15 protein-coding genes and 1 pseudogene are annotated in these 18,743 nt (G+C 64.4%); 8 read left to right on the top strand and 8 right to left on the bottom strand.

Going from position 1 to position 18,743, the window contains the following annotated elements:
• Positions 1-551: 551 nt before the first annotated feature.
• Positions 552-659: pseudogene (locus AC07P1_RS15440) on the bottom strand (PEPxxWA-CTERM sorting domain-containing protein); the annotation flags it as partial.
• 816 nt (positions 660-1,475) lie between these two features.
• Between AC07P1_RS15440 and AC07P1_RS15435 the strand changes: the two are divergent.
• A complete protein-coding gene (locus AC07P1_RS15435; protein ID WP_494696649.1) occupies positions 1,476-3,452 on the top strand; it encodes a glycoside hydrolase family 97 protein in 1,977 nt (658 codons plus the stop codon).
• A 13-nt stretch (positions 3,453-3,465) separates the two neighbouring features.
• Here the strand turns inward: AC07P1_RS15435 and AC07P1_RS15430 are convergent, their stop codons facing one another.
• The gene (locus AC07P1_RS15430) at positions 3,466-4,560 is read right to left on the bottom strand and encodes an ATP-binding protein (protein WP_494696648.1); all 1,095 of its coding nucleotides are present in this window, start codon (positions 4,558-4,560) and stop codon (positions 3,466-3,468) included.
• 3 nt (positions 4,561-4,563) lie between these two features.
• On the bottom strand, positions 4,564-5,694 hold the full coding sequence (locus AC07P1_RS15425) for an FIST signal transduction protein (RefSeq protein ID WP_494696647.1): 1,131 nt from the start codon (positions 5,692-5,694) through the stop codon (positions 4,564-4,566).
• A gap of 250 nt (positions 5,695-5,944) precedes the next feature.
• Between AC07P1_RS15425 and AC07P1_RS15420 the strand changes: the two genes are divergently transcribed.
• Complete coding sequence (locus tag AC07P1_RS15420; protein ID WP_315219070.1) at positions 5,945-6,172, top strand: hypothetical protein; 228 nt, start codon at positions 5,945-5,947, stop codon at positions 6,170-6,172.
• Here AC07P1_RS15420 and AC07P1_RS15415 read toward each other — a convergent pair.
• Positions 6,105-6,557, bottom strand: a complete 453-nt coding sequence (locus AC07P1_RS15415; protein WP_494696646.1) for a VOC family protein — start codon at positions 6,555-6,557, stop codon at positions 6,105-6,107. The genes AC07P1_RS15420 and AC07P1_RS15415 overlap by 68 nt on opposite strands.
• Positions 6,558-6,665: 108 nt before the next feature.
• Here AC07P1_RS15415 and hpnD point away from each other — a divergent pair, with 108 nt between their 5' ends.
• From hpnD to AC07P1_RS15395, 4 genes are all read left to right on the top strand, one after another.
• A complete protein-coding gene (gene hpnD / locus AC07P1_RS15410; protein ID WP_494696645.1) occupies positions 6,666-7,499 on the top strand; it encodes a presqualene diphosphate synthase HpnD in 834 nt (277 codons plus the stop codon).
• 64 nt (positions 7,500-7,563) lie between these two features.
• The gene (gene hpnE, locus AC07P1_RS15405) at positions 7,564-8,913 is read left to right on the top strand and encodes a hydroxysqualene dehydroxylase HpnE (RefSeq protein WP_494696856.1); all 1,350 of its coding nucleotides are present in this window, start codon (positions 7,564-7,566) and stop codon (positions 8,911-8,913) included.
• Positions 8,914-9,043: 130 nt separating this feature from the next.
• Positions 9,044-9,853, top strand: a complete 810-nt coding sequence (locus AC07P1_RS15400; RefSeq protein WP_494696644.1) for a DUF1700 domain-containing protein — start codon at positions 9,044-9,046, stop codon at positions 9,851-9,853.
• A gap of 10 nt (positions 9,854-9,863) precedes the next feature.
• Positions 9,864-10,670, top strand: coding sequence for a head GIN domain-containing protein (locus tag AC07P1_RS15395; RefSeq protein ID WP_363509313.1), 807 nt, complete (start codon positions 9,864-9,866; stop codon positions 10,668-10,670).
• A gap of 115 nt (positions 10,671-10,785) precedes the next feature.
• Here the strand turns inward: AC07P1_RS15395 and AC07P1_RS15390 are convergent, their stop codons facing one another.
• Positions 10,786-12,045, bottom strand: coding sequence for a TIGR03862 family flavoprotein (locus AC07P1_RS15390; protein ID WP_494696643.1), 1,260 nt, complete (start codon positions 12,043-12,045; stop codon positions 10,786-10,788).
• 50 nt (positions 12,046-12,095) lie between these two features.
• Between AC07P1_RS15390 and AC07P1_RS15385 the strand changes: the two genes are divergently transcribed.
• Positions 12,096-12,314: a hypothetical protein gene (locus AC07P1_RS15385; protein ID WP_494696642.1), complete on the top strand. Its 219-nt coding sequence runs from the start codon at positions 12,096-12,098 to the stop codon at positions 12,312-12,314.
• A 41-nt stretch (positions 12,315-12,355) separates the two neighbouring features.
• Here AC07P1_RS15385 and moaD read toward each other — a convergent pair whose 3' ends face one another.
• From moaD to thrC, 3 genes are read right to left on the bottom strand one after another with little or no spacing between them, the layout of a single operon-like run.
• Positions 12,356-12,610 carry a molybdopterin converting factor subunit 1 gene (gene moaD / locus AC07P1_RS15380; protein ID WP_315219077.1) on the bottom strand — a complete coding sequence of 85 codons (255 nt, stop codon included), beginning with the start codon at positions 12,608-12,610 and terminating at the stop codon, positions 12,356-12,358.
• On the bottom strand, positions 12,610-13,848 hold the full coding sequence (locus AC07P1_RS15375; RefSeq protein ID WP_494696641.1) for a molybdopterin molybdotransferase MoeA: 1,239 nt from the start codon (positions 13,846-13,848) through the stop codon (positions 12,610-12,612). Before AC07P1_RS15375 ends, moaD begins: the two co-directional genes overlap by 1 nt.
• Before the next feature lie 2 nt (positions 13,849-13,850).
• Positions 13,851-15,329 (bottom strand): threonine synthase, encoded by a 1,479-nt coding sequence (thrC, locus tag AC07P1_RS15370; RefSeq protein WP_363509300.1) that lies wholly within the window; start codon positions 15,327-15,329, stop codon positions 13,851-13,853.
• A 266-nt stretch (positions 15,330-15,595) separates the two neighbouring features.
• Between thrC and AC07P1_RS15365 the strand changes: the two genes are divergently transcribed.
• Entirely contained in the window at positions 15,596-18,739 is a 3,144-nt protein-coding gene (locus AC07P1_RS15365) for a bifunctional diguanylate cyclase/phosphodiesterase (protein WP_494696640.1), read from the top strand.
• The last annotated feature ends 4 nt before the right edge of the window (positions 18,740-18,743 follow it).

Raw genomic sequence — 18,743 nt, 5'->3', positions numbered from 1 at the left:
GCGCCGACCAAACGCAACATCAGCCACGAGGCTCAAGTCTGACATTCGGACATTTACAAACTTTCGCGCGTCAAAAGAGTTCCGCCGCCCAGTGCCAATGTCCGAATGTCGGACCTGACTCGACAGCAATCGCGCATCGCTTGCAGCATTTCTCATCATTCAGCATGCAGCGCTGGACTATCAGTTGAAGTATCCGACACGGCCAAAGCAACCAACAAACGAGGCGAAATCCCCGGGGGCTGGAATTGGCCATGCTGATCGACAGGATTTAGGTTAAACAAGGCAAACCCCAACTTTATTGAACGGAGTTTGCGTACGGCGGCTACAAGCTAGCTCCCACTGCCGCCCCGACCAATTTGACACAGCGAAAAAATGATGGGATTGCCATCGAACTAGCTTAACTGCACCAGCTCAAACTGAGGTAGTCGCGGACCAGTTGCCTGCTCGGGTGGGTGGTCTGTATGGCCGCCTCTTCTTTTGAATGCGGAAAGAAAAAGCCCGCATTTAAGCGGGCTTCCGTGAGTCAATATGGCCATAAAACGGGTTGATAACTACACCCTTCTGCGCCGAGCGGCCATGCCTACCAAGCCAAGTCCGGCGATCAGCAACGCATACGTTTCTGGCTCAGGTACAGCTGGAGTTAGTTCAGTTAAGGTCCGACTATAGGATGTGCTGATCCAAAAACCAGGCTGGGAAGTAGTCGCGTAAGTTACGGTCGGACGGGGTCCGCGCCAGCTAGCCCAAAGTTCCATGACAAAATCATTCGTTTCACTTCCCACCCCATTAAAGCCAGTCTCAAGTCCGCCGATAAGCGTATAAACCCCGTAACTTTCAAAACCCACGTCTGATATGAAGTAGCGCTGGTCGCCGAGCGTCATTTGAAAGTCTTTCAATGCCGTCCACTGAGAGAAGAGCGAATCAGTTGAAAAGACGAACGAACCCGAAGCAGAGCTAAACGGTGGCGCTGAATCACCCTCATCTGTAAGGAAATCAGATACGACGAAGTCAAGCCTATAGTCAGCCGCCTGCGCCAATGAGGTACAAAATGCAAGCGCAGAAAGTAAGATGCAGAATGTTTTTTTAATCAATTGAGACCCCTAGTATTCTTAAAGTGACAATTATTTTATCACAACAAAAATCCACTCAGGGAAATAAAAAAACCGCATAGATGGCTGAGGTGCCTCAGCGCTATCTGCGAGGTGGGCGAACTAAAATTTCGGGGCGTGTTGACCCGACAAGTGTCTCGGCTTCAGGTTGGCCGCTGCCCTGCTCCGCACCTTGGCGGTCGGCCCAGTTATGCGTCCGGATCGATCTTAGCGCGCAGTACTGACCGACCCGCTGTAAACCAGGCAGCTGACCGGTATTGCGGTTTTCCATGCCGTCGCTTGGTGAAATTCGCAATTGCCGTAGTGGCAAGTTTCTCGCAAAATGAGGGGCAATTAGACCATCCACCATAAAATCGGAGACCCACCAACATGACAGATCACGTCCGCGCGGCCACACTCATCGCGATGACCACCGTTGTTGCCGCCATGGCGAGCGCCAACGCCGAAACCATCACCGTCAAATCGCCCGGCGGCAGCAATGTGGTGACCATCGACAGCGATAAACTCACCTATTCGGTCAGCCGCAACGGCAAGGTCATCATTGAGCCTTCGCCGCTCGGACTCAATCTGGACATCGGCACGATCGGCCCGGGCGCCAAGCTGACCGGCCGCACCGGCGGCAACGTCAACGACACCTACAACATCGTCGTCGGCAAGGCGCGCAGCGCGCCCGACCGCTACACCCACGCCGACCTGGCGTTTACCGCCGCCGGCAAGCCCTTCAACTTCCACCTGCTGGTGCGGGCCTACGACGACGGCGTCGCCTTCCGCTACACCCTGCCGGAACAGGCCGGTCTGAGCACGGTCAAGGTCAAGAGCGAGAGCACGCAGTTCAACTTCGCCAAAGACTATGATTGCTGGGGCGCCAACATGGGCCGCTTCGACACCAGTTTCGAGGCCGAGTACGACCAGACCAAGGCGTCGAAGCTGCGCAACTTCCACCACTACATCTCGCCACTGGTGTGCAAGACCGGCGCCGGCCAGACCACCTTCGCCATCGCCGAGTCCGACGTCAAGGACTATCCCGGCTTCTTCCTGTCCGGACGCGGCGACGCCGGACTGGGCGTGGCGGTCACCTTGCCGCCGCGCTTCGACAACGACCGCAACTTCCGCTCCCGCAAAACCATTTCGGCCAGCGTGCAGTTGAAGGGGCAGGGATTCCAGACGCCGTGGCGCGTGGTGATGCTGGCCGACGCGCCGGGCGACCTGGCCGCCTCGTCGCTGATCCCAACCCTGGCCGCGCCGTCGCAAATCAAGGACACCAGCTGGATCAAACCGACCAAGACGTCGTGGGACTGGTGGAACGATTGGGCCGTCGACGTGCCCAACGCCGGCGTCAACACCGCCACCTACAAGGCCTTCATCGACTTTTCCAAGAAGATGAAGCTGGAGGATATCCTGATCGACGAGGGCTGGTCCGTCGGCAGCGATATCGAGCCGAACGCCGACGCCGACGTCACGCGCGGCAAGCCGGAAATGGACATGCCCGCCCTGCTCCAGTACGCCAAGTCGCAAGGCGTGGGCGTGTGGCTGTGGTTGCAATGGCAGCAACTCGACAACCAGATGGACGCGGCCTTCAAGCAGTATGAAGCCTGGGGCATCAAGGGCGTCAAGGTGGACTTCATGAACCGCAACGACCAGGAAATGGTCGATTGGTACCACAAGGTGCTGGAGAAGGCGGCCAAGCACCACCTGATGGTCAACCTGCACGGCGCCTATCCTCCGACCGGCCTGAACCGCACCTGGCCGAACTACATCACGCAGGAAGGCGTGCTGGGCGCCGAGAACAACAAGTGGAGCGCGCGCATCACGGCCGGCCACAACGTCACCTTGCCGTTCACCCGCATGATCCTGGGGCCGATGGATTACACGCCGGGCGGCTTCCGCAACACCACGCCGGCGAACTTCAAGCACCGCAACCACGAGCCGATGGTGATGACCACGCGCGGCCAGGCCGTCGCCATGTACGTGGTCTACGACAGCCCGTTCCAGATGGTGTCGGACGCCCCGGCCGCCTATGTCAACGCCGACGGCGCGGAGTTCGTGCAGACGGTGCCGACGTCGTGGGACGAGACCCGCATCCTGTCGGGCGATATCGGTCAGTACATCGTCTCGGCGCGGCGCAAGGGCGACACCTGGTACATCGGCGCGATGACCAACGAAGCGGGCCGCACGTTGAAGGTGCCGCTGTCCTTCCTCGGCAAAGGCGCATTCAACGCGCACGTGCTGCAGGACGGCGCCGATCCCACCCGCCTGAAGGCGAGCGACAGCAAGGTATCGGCGACGGCAACGCTGACGTTGAAGCTGGCGCCCTCCGGCGGCGCGGTGGCGGTGATCAAACCGTAATTCCGGGGGGCGTTTAACGGTCGGCGGCGACGGCGTCGTCGCCGCGGTGTACGATCGGCAGCACCACGCGGAATGTGGTGCCCCGCCCGACTTCGCTGTCGACCTCGATGCGCCCGCTGTGCTTTTGTACGATGCCGTAGGTCACCGATAGTCCCAGCCCGGTGCCCTTGCCGATCGGCTTGGTGGTGAAGAACGGGTCGAAGATGCGTTTCAGGTTGTCCGGCTCGATGCCGCTGCCGGTGTCGGTGACCGAGAACCACACGTGCTCGCCGTCAATGCCGGTGCGCAAGGTGATCTTGCCGTGCCCCGGCCGGATCGCGTGGGCGGCGTTGACCACCAGGTTCATGACCACCTGGTTGATTTGCGACGACAGGCATTCGATCTCGGGAATGTCGCCGTATTCCTTGACGACCTCGGCGTTGTACTTGATCTCGTTGGCGACGATGTTCAGCGTCGAGTCGATGCCCAGGTGCAGATTGAACAGCTGCCACTCGTTCTGCGCGTCGGCGTGCGAAAAATCCTTCAGGTCCTGGACGATGCGCCGCACCCGCTCCAGCCCCTCGGTCGACTCGGCCATCAGTTCGGGAATATCGGTACGCAGGTAGCCCAGGTCCATTTCCGCGCGCATCGCCTTCAGCCGCGACACCACCTCGGACGACGCGATGGCGGACTCGGCCTCCTCATACGCGCTGAGCATGTCGCACAGGCTGCCGACGTAGCGCTGCAAGGTGGAAAAATTGGAATTGATGTAGCCGATGGGATTGTTGATCTCGTGCGCGACGCCGGCCGCCAACTGGCCGATCGACGCCATTTTGTCCGATTGCAGCAGCTGGTGGCGGGTCGTCTCCAGCTTATTGTTCAGCTCGCGCAGTTCGACGTTGCTGATGCTGAGCTGATCCATCATCTGCTGCTTGTCCGACAGCTGCTCGGCCAGTTGGCGGTTGCGCTTGCCCAGTTCCTGCGACATCACCTCCAGCGAATTTTCGATCAGCAAGCGATCATGCTCGAAGCTGGCATAGGCGTCGTCGACCGCCTTGCTCAAGCCGTCCAGGTCGACCTGGCCGTCGCGGCAATACTTCTTGAGCTGGCGCGCCAGCAAGGGATGCATGGCCTATTCCTCGCTGAAGGTGGTGACGGTCATGGTTTGATTGTGCAGCTCGCAGCGGGTCAGCGCGCTGTGGGGCGCGATTTCGCCGTAGGAATAAAAGCCGGTCAAGGTCGCCCGCGGCCCCAACACCTCGGCGACGCCCTCGGTTTCCTCCTCGATGCGTTGCTGCAGCACCAGTTTGCGGCCGATGCAGCTGATCAGGATGGCCAGCTCCGGCGCGTGGCCGTCGAGCTGGGTCAGCGTGTCCTCGGCGGCACCGATGGCGCCGTCGACCAGCCGGTTGAAATTGGCCTTCATCAACTGCGCGCGGGCGCCGACCGGCATGTCGCCGGCGAAGGTCATGCTTTGCGCCCCCTCGTCGATGCCCAGGATGGTGCGCACGACGTAGGTGTCGGCGTCCGGCAGATGCAGCGCCAGCGGGAACAGCAGGCCGGACGACGGTAAATCCTCGGCCTGCTTGCCGAGGTAGGTTTTATACAGGCTCAGCGCCGACTCGCCGTCCAGTTCGAAGAGCGTGTTGCCCTCGGCGCGCGTGATCAGACGTTCCGGCCCGAAGGAGTCCCAACCGCCCAGCGAGCCGTAGCCGACGCGCAAGCGCTCGCCGTAGAAACCGATGGCGGCGATGCGGTGCGAGGCGGCCGGCGCGTCGGCGATGACGACAGTGGCGCCGAAGTGCGGGCCGTCGCCGGCCAGGCCGCCGGTGACGTTGACGCCGGCCGGGAGCGAGGTGCGCAGACCCTGCACCAGTTCGCTGCCATTGACGGCCAGCCCGTCCGACAGCACCAGCACGTGGCGCAGCTGCTCGCCCAGCAGTTGCGCCGACAGCGTGGCGCCGGCCTGGCGGCTGTCGGCGGCCAGTTCCAGGGTGGCGGACACCAGCGCGACGCGGGTCGCGGCGAAATTGACAGCGGTGATCACCAGGCTGTCGTCGTGCACTTCGGTGCCGCAAATCTCGCCGGCGGTGCTGCAGCCGGCGATCACGGCGCCCGGACAGGCTGTTCGCAGCGCCGGGAACAGGGATGCCGATTGCAATAGCGCGCGGGCGCCGAACACCAGCAACAGATCGGCGTCGGCCGGCAGCGCCAAGTCGCCGACCGCCGCGACGTCGGAAGTGTGGAATTGAGCCATGCGCATGGGATTCTCCTCGTGGGGGCGGCGGCGGTGTGGACCTGAAAACGATTGTAGTGAAATAGGTTCGCGCTGTCGCTCAATTTCCCCAGAGACAAGCCTGTTTAACGCCATGGTGCAACATTATCGTGCCGGCGGCGCTTGAACAGCCGGTCTAACCCAGCAGTAATCTGCAAGCCTCGCACGATTTAATCGTTTCCACTGCACAATATCGGCTTCTCGTGTTATGTTCGGGGAAAAATTACGAGGTGTCATCATGTTGTCACATAATCCCTATTTCGGCATGGCGATGGGCCAATCGCAGCGCCCGGATACCGAAACGTCCAAAATCGTCGAGCTGGGCGTGCGCCTGCAGCAAAGCCACGGCAAGGCGTTCGCGTCGGAATTCCTGGTGCGCCGCGCGATCCCGGTCAACGTCATCGTCCGCGTGCTGTCCGATCCGCCGGGCCGGCGCCGCGCCAGCCGGATGCCGGCGGGCCTTTAAGCTCGACCACGTTGCCCTCCGGGTCGGTCAGATAGATCGACGGCCCCTCGCCCTCGGCGCCGTAGCGCGACTCCACCGGCCCCGCCGCCACCCCGTGCGCGGCCAGATGCGCCCGTATCGCCGCCGCGTCGAACGGTTCCACCCGCAGGCAAAAGTGGTCCAGATTGCGGCCCTCGGCGCCCGGCGCGGCGCCACCCATGCTGCCCAGCTTGCCGTCGACCGGCACCAGATCGATCATCGAGGCGCCCGCGCGCAGCTGCACCAGGCCGATCGCGTCCTGGCGCTTCTCCACCGGGCAACCGAGCACCGTGCCGTAGAAATGCAGCATCGGCTCCAGTTCGATCACCCGCAAAACGATATGGTCTATTTCCCGGATCCGTATCATCTCGCCGTCCCCTCCAAATAAGGAAATGGTGACTATAACCCAGCCCCCATCCGTGCGCTTAACACTATAGAATAGCGGCTTCGATAGTCATTCCTTGCTTTTTTATTCATGTCCCCCGACGACTACTGCCAGCAAAAGACCGCCCAGAGCGGCTCCAGTTTTTACTATAGTTTTCTGTTCCTGCCGCCGGAGCGTCGCCGAGCCATCACCGCCCTGTATGCCTTTTGCCGCGAGGTCGACGACACCGTCGACGAATGCACCGACGAATCGGTGGCCCGCATCAAGCTGGCGTGGTGGCGCAAGGAAATCGCCAATATGTACGAGGGCAAGCAAAGCCACCCCGTCACGCAGGCGCTGCAGCCCCACCTGGCCCTCTACAACCTCGAGCAGCAGCATCTGCAAGCCATCATCGACGGCATGGAGATGGACCTGAACCAGACACGCTACCTCGACTATCCGGCGCTGACCACGTATTGCTGGCACGTGGCCTCGGTGGTCGGCATCCTGTCGGCCAGCATCTTCGGCGCGACCCGGCCCGAGACCTTGAAGTACGCGGAAAAGCTGGGCCACGCCTTCCAGCTGACCAACATCATCCGCGACGTCGGCGAGGACGCGCGCAAGGGCCGCATCTATCTGCCGATCAACGAGCTGCAGCAGTTCAACGTGACCGCCGCCGACCTGCTCAACGCCCGCCACAGCGAGAACTTCGAAAAGCTGATGGCCTTCCAGGTGGCCCGCGCCCAGCAGGCCTACGACGACGCCTTCGCGCTGCTGCCCAAGGAAGACCGGCGCGCCCAACGGCCGGGCCTGATGATGGCCGCCATCTACCGCACCCTGCTGACGGAAGTGCAGGACGACGGCTATCACGTGCTCAGCCAGCGCATTTCGCTCACGCCCATCCGCAAACTGTGGCTCGCCTGGAAGACCTATATTCGTGGCTAACGACGACGCCGCGACCGGGTCGCCGGAAGAAAAACGCTCGGCCGCGAAGGCCGAACCGTCCAATGTGCGCTCGGTCGCCGTCATCGGCAGCGGCTGGGCCGGCTGCGCCGCCGCCGTCGAGCTGGCGCGTGCCGGCTTCAAGGTCACCCTGTTCGAGGCGGCGCGCACGCTCGGCGGGCGCGCGCGCCGGGTCGAGACCGACCGCAAGCTGCTCGACAACGGCCAGCACATCCTGCTCGGCGCCTACAGCGAAACCTTGCGCCTGATGAAGCTGGTCGGCGTCGACCGCGACCAGACCCTGCTGACCTTGCCGCTGCAGATGCGCTATCCGCCCGGCGGCGGGGGCATGGACTTCGTCGCGCCGCGCCTGCCGGCCCCGCTGCACCTGGCGCTCGCGCTGCTGCGCAGCAAAGGCCTCGACCGCGCGGACAAGATGAGCCTGGCCCGTTTCTCGAGCACGGCGCGCTGGATGGGCTGGAAGCTCAACACCGATTGCAGCGTCAGCGAACTGCTGGCGCGCTTCGAGCAGACGCCGCGCCTGATCCAGCTGATGTGGCGCCCGCTGTGCCTGGCCGCGCTGAACACGCCGCCGGAGCGCGCCTCGGCCCGGATCTTCCTCAACGTGCTGCGCGACAGCCTGGGCGCCAAACGCAGCGCCTCGGACATGCTGCTGCCGCGCGCGGACCTGTCGGCGCTGTTCCCGGACGCGGCCTCGGCCTTCCTGCGGGCGCACGGCGGCGCGGTGCGCACCGGCGCCAAGGTCCAGGCGCTGCGGTCGATCGAAGGCCGCCTGTGGCAGGTCGACGTCAGCGGCGCGGCCGTCGGCGGCACCTGGAGCACCTATTTCAACGGCGTGGTGCTGGCCACCGGCGCCGCCCAGGCCGCCGCGCTGCTGCACGCCGTGCCCGACTGCGACACCACCGACGTGTGCGCCCAATTGACAGCCTTCGAATCCGAGGCCATCACCACCATTTATTTGCAATACGACGCCGCCACCCGGCTGGACTTGCCGTTCTTCGCGCTGCTGGAAGATCCGGACAACTACCAGTGGGGCCAGTTCGTGTTCGACCGCGGCCAGCTCGACGCCGGCCAGGCGGGGCTGCTGGCGGTGGTCATCAGCGCCTCGGCCGGCGTGGCCGCGCAGGAACAGGATTTGCTGGCCGAAGCGGTCGCCGTGCAGCTGGCGGCGGCCTTCCAACGGCCGGAACTGGGCCGGCCGAGCTGGTTCAAGGTGATCACCGAGAAGCGCGCCACCTACGCCAGCTCGCCTGGTTTGGTGCGTCCGCGCAATGCCAGCGGGCTGCCGGGGCTGGCCTTGGCGGGTGATTACACGGCCGGCGACTACCCGGCCACGCTGGAATCTGCGGTGCGCAGCGGCGTGGCGGCGGCGGCCCATTTGAAGGGCGTCACGTAACGCCCCGCCGTCCGGTGTCCGGTTTCCGTCGCCTGCCCCGCGATTTGTGCAGCCTGTCACATGGCGTTGGCATGTGGACGCCGATCTGCGTACAGTTGCACCATCGACAAAGACGTAATTGGAACACATCATGAGTAAGCAGCAATACCTCGATGCGCTCAAGCAGGCGATGCAGGGCTTGCCACCGGAAACGGTGGCCAAGACCCTGGCCTACTACGAGCAGCGCTTTATCGACGGCCTGGTGGCCGGCAAAAGCGAAGCCGAGGTCTACAAAGAGCTCGACGAACCGCGCAAGATCGCGATGACCCTGCGCGCCTCGGCCCACTTAAGTTCTTTTGAGCAAAAGAAAACGCCGGCCAACCTGGTCCGCGTGATGGTCTCGTTCGTCGGACTGGCGATTTTCAACCTGTTCATGGTCATTCCGGCAATGGTGTACGCGTCGATGCTGCTGGCCATCTACGTGTCGGCCTTCGCCTTCTACATCGGCGGCGTGGCGCTGACCGCCAGCGGCCTGTCGGGCCAGAACGAGCTCTCGCTCGAAGGTCCGCTGCACCACGTGATGGCGCTGACCGATTCCCGTTTCGACACCAAGGAAGAGGAAGCCGAGGCCAAGCGCTGGCGCATCGCCATCAACGACATGGGCATCCAGGTCAGCAAGACGCCCGACGGCACGGACGATGCGGATGCCGATGCCGGCGGCGTGCAGGGAACCAGCCGCGCCAGCCGCCTGTTCGACCGCGCCGAGGCGGTGGCCACCGGCGACGTCCACATCACCACCGACTTCGACAGCGGCGCCCGCACCACCCAGACCTTCATCGGCTTCGGCTTGATTTTGGCGGGCATCGGCCTGTGCCTGATCAGCATCGTGCTGACCCGCTACACCGTGATCGGCTTGAGACGCTACGCGGCGATGAACATGTCGCTGCTGCGCGGACGCTAAGGAGCTACGAATGCGTGCATTACTCAAAATCGGAATCGGCCTGCTGCTGCTGTCGTTCTTGCTGATCGGCGTCACGTACAGCATGCTCAAGGCTTACGGCACCACCAGCCCGACCAGCGTGGCCGGGCGCACCTTGAGCGGCGAGACCCGCAAAGTCGACGCGATGGCGGTGACCGTGGTACTGGAGGGACCGATCGACCTGATCCTGACCCAGGGGCCGACGGCGTCGATGAAGGTGCGCGGCGAACAGCGTTCGCTGGCCAATATCGAAACCATCCAGGACGGGCGCGATCTGCACATCGGCACCAAGGGCATGCTGCTCAATCCGAAACACCGCTTGCAGGTCGAGCTGGTGCTGCCGATGCTGGAGGAGCTGACGGTGCGCAGCAGCGGCGACACCAAGGTGTCCGGTTTCAGCGGCGACAAGCTGGAACTGCGGCTGCACGGCTCGGGCAATGTGAATTTCTCCGGGCGCTATCGCAATCTGATCGCCGGCGCGCATGGCAGCGGCAACCTGCATCTGAACGCGGGCAGCAGCGAGCATGTGGAATTGGAGCTGGTCGGTTCGGGCGAGATCAAGTCGTCGGGCAGCTGCAAGACGCTGGACGCGCAGTTGACCGGCTCGGGCGACCTCGATGCGCGCCATCTGGCGGCGGACAAGGTGACGGTCGATTTGAAGGGATCGGGCACCAGCCATGTCTTCGCCAAGCAATCGGCGGATTTGACCTTGCGCGGCAGCGGCGACATCCGGGTGCTGGGCAATCCCGATCAGCGCAATGTGAACCGCAGCGGTTCGGGGGACGTCAGCTGGGAATAGACCTGCGGCCCGGCTCCGAAAACACCGTGGAGATACGTGGGGCGGATTAGCGCAGCGTAATCCGCCATTGCGCGCGTCTCGACGGCGCATGCAATGGCGGATTACGGCGTTCCGCCTAATCCGCCCTACGTGCCTCCTCGTGATTGCTGACGCTCCAGGCCAATACATCGCGCCCGGCCGCGAGTCCGCTCGCCAGACACGCCGTCAACAGATACCCGCCCGTCGGCGCCTCCCAATCGATCATCTCGCCGGCCACGAACACTCCGGGCGCCGCTTTCAGCATCGTGCCCTCCAGGCCATCCCAGCGCACGCCGCCGGCGCTGCTGATCGCCTCGTCGATCGGGCGCGGACGCACCAGCCGCACCGGCAGCATCTTGATCGCCTCCGCCAGCCGATCCGGATCGCCATACTCCTCCTTGCCCAGACACTCCCGCAGCAGCCCCGCCTTCACGCCCTTGATTCCCAACCGGCTTTGCAGATGACTGGCCAGCGACCGCGCGCCGCGCGGCCGCGTGACTTCATCCGCCACCCGCTCCACCGATAAATCCGGCAGCAAATCCAGATAAATCGTCGCACTGCCCGCGGCCGCGATCTGGTCGCGCAAAGCCGCCGACAGCGCATAAATCAGGCTCCCCTCGACCCCACCCGCGGTGACAACGAATTGTCCCTGCTTGCGGAATTGCTTGCCATCCGCGCCGGTCGAAATGATGGCGACGGTGGTCAGCGGTTCCCCCGCGTGACGGCCGCTGAAATGCTCGCTCCAGTCGACGTCGAAGCCGCAATTGGCCGGCGCCAGCGGCGCCACATCGACCCCGCGCGCCGCCAGCAGCGGCACCCAGGCCCCGTCCGAACCGAGTCGCGCCCAGCTGCCGCCGCCCAACGCCAGCACCACCGCGTCGACGCGCACCGCCAACTCGCCGTCGGGCGTTTGCAGCAGCAAGGCGCCGTCGCGCCAGCCCAGCCAGCGATGCCGCATATGAAACCGCACGCCGCCCTCCCGCAGCCGGTGCAGCCACGCGCGCAACAACGGTGCCGCCTTCATATCGGCCGGAAAAACGCGGCCGGAAGTGCCGACAAACGTCTCCACGCCCAGGCCATGCACCCACTCGCGCACGTCCCGCGGGCCGAAAGCGTCCAGCATCGGCCGCAACGCGGCGGCGGCGCCGGCATAGCGCGGCACGAAGTCCGCATACGGCTCCGCGTGCGTGATGTTCATCCCTCCCCGCCCGGCCAGCAGGAACTTGCGGCCGACCGACGCCATCGCGTCATAAACGTCCACCTGCGCCCCGCCCCGCGCCAGCGTTTGCGCGGCCATCAGGCCGGCGGGCCCGCCACCGATGACGGCGACGCGAAAAGGTGTCAAACTAGACTGCATGCATTCGGTCCGATACGATCGAGATGTAAAACAATATTAATGGAGACATGATGGGTACTGCTTTTTGGATTAAACGCTATCTGCTGGCCGCCGTGCCGTTGTTCGCGATACTGGCCGCCGTCGAGTGGTTCAAGGGCTCGACCTCGCGCAACGACTATCTGAGCGCCGCAGCCTGGGCGTTGTTGGCGGCCGCTGTGTTCACGTGGAGCGCGTGGCGCCGCTATCGCGAAGCCGAGCGCGCCGCCGCGGCGCAAACCCGCAAACCCTGAACCCCGGTTGGCGGCGCGGGCTTCCCCGACGGCCGGTTGACTCAGCCGCCGGTCACCGGCGGGAAGAACGCCACTTCGGCGCCGTCGACGACGGCGCTATCCGCGCCGCACATGACCTGGTTGCAGGCCATGCGCAAAGCCGGACTGCCCAACGCCTGCTGCCACGCGTCGCCACGCGCGGCCAGATGGGCGCGCAGCTCGCCGACCGTTGTCACGGATGCCGGCAGGTCCAGCGTCTCCGACGAGGCGCCAACCGCCTCGCGCACGCTGGCGAAAAATTTTACGGTGACTGCCATCAGTACATTAACTCGTTAAACGGAATAAACCGCACCATATCTCCGGCGGAGATGGTGGTGCCGGGCGGGTTGTCGATCACGCCATCGCCCCAGACGGTCGATGTCAGCACGCCGGAGCTCTGGTTGCTGAACAACTCAAGACCGCCAACGTCGTTGATACGCGCGCGCAGGAACTCGTTGCGCTTGTCGGCCTTGGGCAGGTCGAAATCGGCGCGCATCGTGAACGCGCGCGGCGCGATCTCGCCGGACACACCCTGCAGACGCAGGATGAACGGACGAACAAACATCAGGAAGGTGATGAAGCTGGCCACCGGATTGCCCGGCAGGCCAAGGAAGAAAGCGTCCTTGACCTCGCCGAACGCCAGCGGTTTGCCCGGTTTGACGGCGATCAACCACATATTGAGCTTGCCCTCCGCCTCTACCGCCGGCTTGATATGGTCTTCCTCGCCGACGGACACGCCGCCGGAGGTGATGATCAGATCATGCGCCCGGGCGCTTTCGCGCAGCACCGAACGCGTGGCATCGAGCGAATCGGGCACGATGCCGAAGTCGGTGATCTCGCAGCCCAGGTTCTCCAGCAGCGCGCGCAGGGTGAAGCGGTTGGAATTGTAGATCGCGCCGGGCGCCAGCGGCTCGCCCGGCATGGTCAGCTCGTCGCCGGTGAAGAACACGGCCACGCGCAGCTTGCGCTTGACCGGCAATTCCGCCAGGCCGACCGACGCCGCCAGACCCAGTTCCTGGCTGCGCAGGCGCGCGCCGGCCGGCAGGATCACGCTGCCGTTGGTGATGTCCTCGCCGGCGCGGCGTATCCATTCACCGGGCTTGGGCGCGTGCCTGATGGTGACCAGGTTACCCACCAACTCGCACTGCTCCTGCATGACGACGGCGTCCGCGCCCTCGGGTATGTGGGCGCCGGTGAAGATGCGCGCGGCGGTCCCCGGCAGCAAAGGCTGGCCGACATGGCCGGCCGGTATCCGCTGCGACACCGTCAACACCGCGTCGCCGCTGGCGCAATCGGCGGCGCGCACCGCGTAGCCGTCCATCTGCGTGTTGTCCATGCCCGGCACGTTCATGCCCGACACCTGCGCGTGGGCCAGGACGCGGCCGTTGGCGTTCAGCGTCGGCGCCGTTTCGATTCCGGCCACGGGACGCGCGGCGGCCAGCATCAAGGCCCGCGCCTCGGCGACGGCCAGCATCGGCCTCGGTTGCGGTTTGGGTGGAGACGGCGGCGCGCTCATGATCACAGGCCGGTGTTGGCGGCGATGTAAGCCTTCATCTTCTCGACGTCGGGCTTCATGACCACGAATTTCTGCGGCAGGTCCTCGATGTTCTCGAAGCCTTCCGGACGTTCCGCGTCCTCGCCCAGCGCGTCGAGGATGGTTTCGTTGAACTTGGCCGCCAGCGCGGTTTCCAGCACGATCATCGTCACGCCGGGCTCCAGGTTCTCGCGCGCGACCTTGATGCCGTCGGCGGTGTGGGTGTCGATGACGATGCCGTAGTCGTCGGCGACGTCGCGGATGGTGTTCAGGCGGTCGTCATGGGTCGACTTGCCGGACTTGAAACCGTACTTGGACACCAGCTTGAATTCATCGCCGTCGCTGCCGGGCTTGCCCGACAGGTCGAAACCGCCCTGCGTCTCCACCTTGTGGAACAGCGCGCGGGTGCGCTCGCCGTCGCGGCCGACCAGGTCGTAGATGAAACGCTCGAAGTTCGACGCCTTGGAGATGTCCATCGACGGGCTGCTGGTGTGGTAGGTCTCGGCCGACTTGCGCACGCGGTACACGCCGGTGCGGAAGAATTCGTCGAGCACGTCGTTTTCGTTGGTGGCGGCGATCAGCTTGTCGATCGGCAGTCCCATCATGCGGGCGATGTGGCCGGCGCAGATGTTGCCGAAGTTACCCGACGGGACGGTGAACGAGACCTTCTGGTCGTTCGACGTGGTGGCCGACAGGTAGCCGCGGAAGTAGTACACCACCTGCGCCACGACGCGCGCCCAGTTGATCGAATTGACGGTGCCGATTTTTTGTTTGGTCTTGAACGGCAGGTCGTTCGACACCGCCTTGACCATGTCCTGGGCGTCGTCGAACACGCCCTCGATGGCGATGTTGAAGATGTTCGGGTCCTGGAGGCTGAACATCTGCGCGGTCTGGAAGGCGCTCATCTTCTGATGCGGCGACAGCATGAAGACACGGATGCCCTTCTTGCCGCGCATCGCGTATTCGGCGGCGCTGCCGGTGTCGCCGGAGGTGGCGCCGAAGATGTTCAGTTCCGCGTTCTGCTTGGCCAGGGTGTACTCGAACAGATTGCCCAGCAACTGCATCGCCATGTCCTTGAAGGCCAGGGTCGGCCCGTTCGACAAGGCCTGCAGCACCAGTTTGGTGCCGTTGTCGCCCTCTTCCAGCACGCGCAAAGGCGTGATCTGGCTGGCCTTCTCGCCGGCGCGGGCGTTGCGATAGACTTCCTTGGTGTAGGTCTTGGCGGTCAGCGCGCGCAGGTCCGCTTCCGGGATGTCGGTGGCGAACTTCTTCAGGATCTCGAACGCCAGGTCGGCATAGGACAGCTGGCGCCACGCGTCCAGCTCCGCGCCGCTGACCTGCGGGTAGGCCGACGGCAGGAACAGGCCGCCGTCGGCGGCCAGGCCGCCGAGCAGAATGTCCGAAAATTGTTGGGGAGACGACGAAGCGGCCGATGCGGCGGCGCGGGTAGACACGTATTGCATAGATTAGAAAAGTCCGGTTGGGCTGACAAGGTTGGCTGGCAGCTATTGGCAGAACGTTACAAAGCGAGCGGATATTATAGTGCGCCTCGCCGTTTCGGGGGCGATTGCCGTTGTTTTATGGCTATGGGCGCCCCCCCGGCGGGCGCGTTCGGTTGTCGCGCACTGGTTTGTCTGTCATTCCGGCAATATACTGGAAGCGCTACCCCGCGTGCCGTTTCCTCGCCGTTACCTCGCCGTTTCCTTTTTTGCAGCCGCCGCAACCGATGATGATGAAGTCCCCCGAACCCCGCAAGGCCGCCCCTTTCGCCCGCATGCTGTGGGCGTGCTTTAGCGCCTTGTTCATTGTCACCATCGCTTTTCTGCTCTATGTCTGGACCGAGAAACGCATCGATCGCGCCAACGAGCTGCGTTATGTCTCGCGCGGCCTGGTGGAGGAACTGCGTCAATCCTCGGACGACCTGACGCGCATGGCGCGCACCTACGTGGCCACCGGCGATGCCCGCTATCGGAAAAATTATCAGGAAATTATCGACATCCGCGACGGCCGGCAGGCGCGCCCGCAAAGTTACGACAACGTGTACTGGGACCTGGTGCTGGAACAGCAGCAGCGGCCCAGGCGCGACGGCCAACCCGTCGCGCTGATGGAGCTCATTCAAAACACCCCGTTCACACCGGCCGAGCTGTCGCTGCTCACCAGGGCCAAGGACGAATCGGACCGCCTGACGGCGATCGAGAACAAGGCGCTGGCGATGCGCGACTTCGGCGGCGACGATCCGCTGGCCGTCGCCGCCGCCCTGGCCCTGCTCTTCGACGACAACTATCACCACGCCAAGGCGGCCATCATGGAACCGATCGCGCAGGTGAACGAGAGCGTCGAGCGGCGCAGCCTGGAGGCGATCCGCTCGACGTCGGCAGAGGCCAACCTGGCCAGGGCCGGCTTCATGCTGGTCGCGCTGGTGCTGCTGGCGTTGTTGTGGCGCGCGAAGCGCAACCTCGACGCGGCGCTGGGCTGCTCGGTCGAGCAGCTGCAGACCGCCATCGAGCGGCTGGGCCGGGGCGATGTCACCGAGCCGCTGGCGGTGCGGGACGGCGCCAGGGAGAGCGTCTGGACCTGGCTGGCCGGCATGCAGAAAAACCTGGCCAGGCTGGATGGCGAGCGGGGACTGGCGCTGGCGCGCTCGCAGCGCGTCGGCCGGCTATATGCGGCCCTGAGCCAGTGCAACCAGTCCATCGTGCGCAGCACCAGCGAGCAGGAACTGTTCGACGACATCTGCGGCGCGGTGGTCGCTTATGGCGGCATGTCCATGGCCTGGGTGGGCATGATCGATGCGACCGTCGACGGCCAGGCGGATACGGTATCGCCGGCCGCCAGCGCCGGCGACGGCACCGAATACCTGAACAATCTGGTTATCTCGCTGGATGAACAACTGCCGGAGGGGCGCGGGCCGATCGGCGTCTGCTACCGCAGCGGGGAGCCGTACTGGTGCCAGGACTTCCTGCAGGCGCCCGAAACCGCGCCGTGGCACGCGCGCGCGGCGCGCTATGGCTGGGCGGCGTCGGCGTCGCTGCCGCTGCGCCGCAAAGGCCGGATCGTCGGCTTCTTCTCCGCCTACTCCACCACCACCGGGGTGTTCGACGCCGAGGTGCGCGACCTGTTCGTCGAGATGGCGCTCGACATCGAGTTCGCGCTGAAAAACTTCGACCACGACCGCAAACGCGAGCTGACCGAGGCCTCGCTGCGCAAAAGCGAGCAGCATCTGCGCACCATCATCGAGACCGAGCCGGAATGCATCAAGGTGGTGGACGCCCACGGCCGGCTGCTGGAGATGAACGCTGCGGGCCTGAAGATCCTCGAGGCGGAGTCGCTGGAGGAGCTGCAGAAGCACGTGCTGACGGACCTGATCCTGCCGGAGTACCGCGACGCCTTCATCGCGCTGCACCAGCGCGTCGTCAACGGCGAGAACGGCCACCTGGAATTCCGGGTCCAAGGCCTGAAGGGCGGCCAGCGCTGGCTCGAGACCCATGCAGCGCCGATGAACGGCGCCGACGGCGAGCAGCGCATGCTGCTCGGGATCACGCGCGACATCACAGACCGCAAGCTGGCCGACGAGCGGATTCAGTATCTGGCGCATTTCGATCCGCTGACCGGCCTGCCGAACCGCGCGCAGCTGCAGGAGCACACGCTGCACTCGCTGGCGCTGGCGCGCCGCAACCGCGAACCGATGGCACTGATGATGCTGGACCTGGACCACTTCAAGGACATCAACGATTCGCTCGGCCACAGCGTCGGCGACGGCCTGCTGTGCGAACTGGCCAAGCGCCTGCGCCAGGGCCTGCGCGAGGAGGACATCGTGGCGCGCCTCGGCGGCGACGAATTCATCTTCGTGCTGCAAAAGGCGGAGTCGAAGGACGCCGCCGAAGTGGCGCGCAAGCTGATGGAACTGATAGCCCAGCCGTTCCGCGTCGGCACGCACGACCTGAAGGTGACGGCGTCGATCGGCATCGCCATGTATCCGGCCGACGGCGCCGACATGGAAACGCTGCTGCAACGCGCCGACGCCGCCATGTACCAGGTCAAGCACGCCGGCCGGCACGACTTCCGCTTCTTCACGGCGGCCATGCAGCAGCGCGCGGCGCGCCATCTGCAGCTGATCAACGCGCTGCGCTATGCGCTGGAGCGCGACCAGATGCAGGTGGTGTATCAGCCGCAGGTGTCGCTGCCGGACCAGCGCATCATCGGCGCCGAGGCGCTGCTGCGCTGGTCGACGCCGGAACTGGGCGTGGTATCACCCGCCGAATTCATTCCCGCCGCCGAGGAGAGCGGACTGATATTGTCGATCGGCGCGTGGGTGTTGCGCCAGGCCGTGCGGCAGGCGCGCGCGTGGCTCGACGACGGCCTGCCGCCGCTGGTCATGGCGGTCAACCTGTCGGCCACGCAGTTCCGCAACACCGATCTGCCGGAGCTGATCACGCAGATACTACAGGAGGAAGGCTTGCCGCCGGAGTACCTGGAGCTGGAGCTGACCGAGGGCGTGGCGCTGAACGACCCGCAAGGCGCGATCGCCATGATGAACAATCTGCACGAGCGCGGGATCAGGATGTCGATCGACGATTTCGGCACCGGCTATTCGTCGCTTAGCCATTTGAAGAAGTTCAAGGTGTACAAGCTGAAGATCGACAAGTCATTCGTGCGCGATATCAGCACCGACGCCGAGGACAAGGCGATCGTCAGCGCCATCATCAACATGGCGCGCAGCCTGGGGCTGAAGACGATCGCGGAAGGCGTGGAGACGGCCGAGCAGCTCGAATTCCTCCAGCAGCAGCATTGCAACGAGATGCAGGGCTACTATTTCAGCAAACCGGTGCCGGAACAGGCGTTCCGGCAGTTGATGCTGGAGGTGGTGTCGTAGGTTC

This window comes from Duganella sp. GW821-FHT07F09 (genome assembly GCF_059418705.1).
This window is presented reverse-complemented; position numbering and strand designations above follow the sequence as displayed.

Bases quoted from the DNA above. Each gene is read 5' to 3' on its own strand.
- AC07P1_RS15425 (WP_494696647.1), bottom strand. From the start codon at position 5,694: ATGCGCATGGCTCAATTCCACACTTCCGACGTCGCGGCGGTCGGCGAC.
- AC07P1_RS15400 (WP_494696644.1), top strand. From the start codon at position 9,044: ATGAGTAAGCAGCAATACCTCGATGCGCTCAAGCAGGCGATGCAGGGC.
- AC07P1_RS15385 (WP_494696642.1), top strand. From the start codon at position 12,096: ATGGGTACTGCTTTTTGGATTAAACGCTATCTGCTGGCCGCCGTGCCG.
- AC07P1_RS15415 (WP_494696646.1), bottom strand. From the start codon at position 6,557: ATGATACGGATCCGGGAAATAGACCATATCGTTTTGCGGGTGATCGAA.
- AC07P1_RS15375 (WP_494696641.1), bottom strand. From the start codon at position 13,848: ATGAGCGCGCCGCCGTCTCCACCCAAACCGCAACCGAGGCCGATGCTG.
- AC07P1_RS15395 (WP_363509313.1), top strand. From the start codon at position 9,864: ATGCGTGCATTACTCAAAATCGGAATCGGCCTGCTGCTGCTGTCGTTC.
- AC07P1_RS15365 (WP_494696640.1), top strand. From the start codon at position 15,596: ATGATGAAGTCCCCCGAACCCCGCAAGGCCGCCCCTTTCGCCCGCATG.
- thrC (WP_363509300.1), bottom strand. From the start codon at position 15,329: ATGCAATACGTGTCTACCCGCGCCGCCGCATCGGCCGCTTCGTCGTCT.
- AC07P1_RS15420 (WP_315219070.1), top strand. From the start codon at position 5,945: ATGTTGTCACATAATCCCTATTTCGGCATGGCGATGGGCCAATCGCAG.
- hpnD (WP_494696645.1), top strand. From the start codon at position 6,666: ATGTCCCCCGACGACTACTGCCAGCAAAAGACCGCCCAGAGCGGCTCC.
- AC07P1_RS15430 (WP_494696648.1), bottom strand. From the start codon at position 4,560: ATGCATCCCTTGCTGGCGCGCCAGCTCAAGAAGTATTGCCGCGACGGC.
- AC07P1_RS15390 (WP_494696643.1), bottom strand. From the start codon at position 12,045: ATGCAGTCTAGTTTGACACCTTTTCGCGTCGCCGTCATCGGTGGCGGG.
- moaD (WP_315219077.1), bottom strand. From the start codon at position 12,610: ATGGCAGTCACCGTAAAATTTTTCGCCAGCGTGCGCGAGGCGGTTGGC.
- AC07P1_RS15435 (WP_494696649.1), top strand. From the start codon at position 1,476: ATGACAGATCACGTCCGCGCGGCCACACTCATCGCGATGACCACCGTT.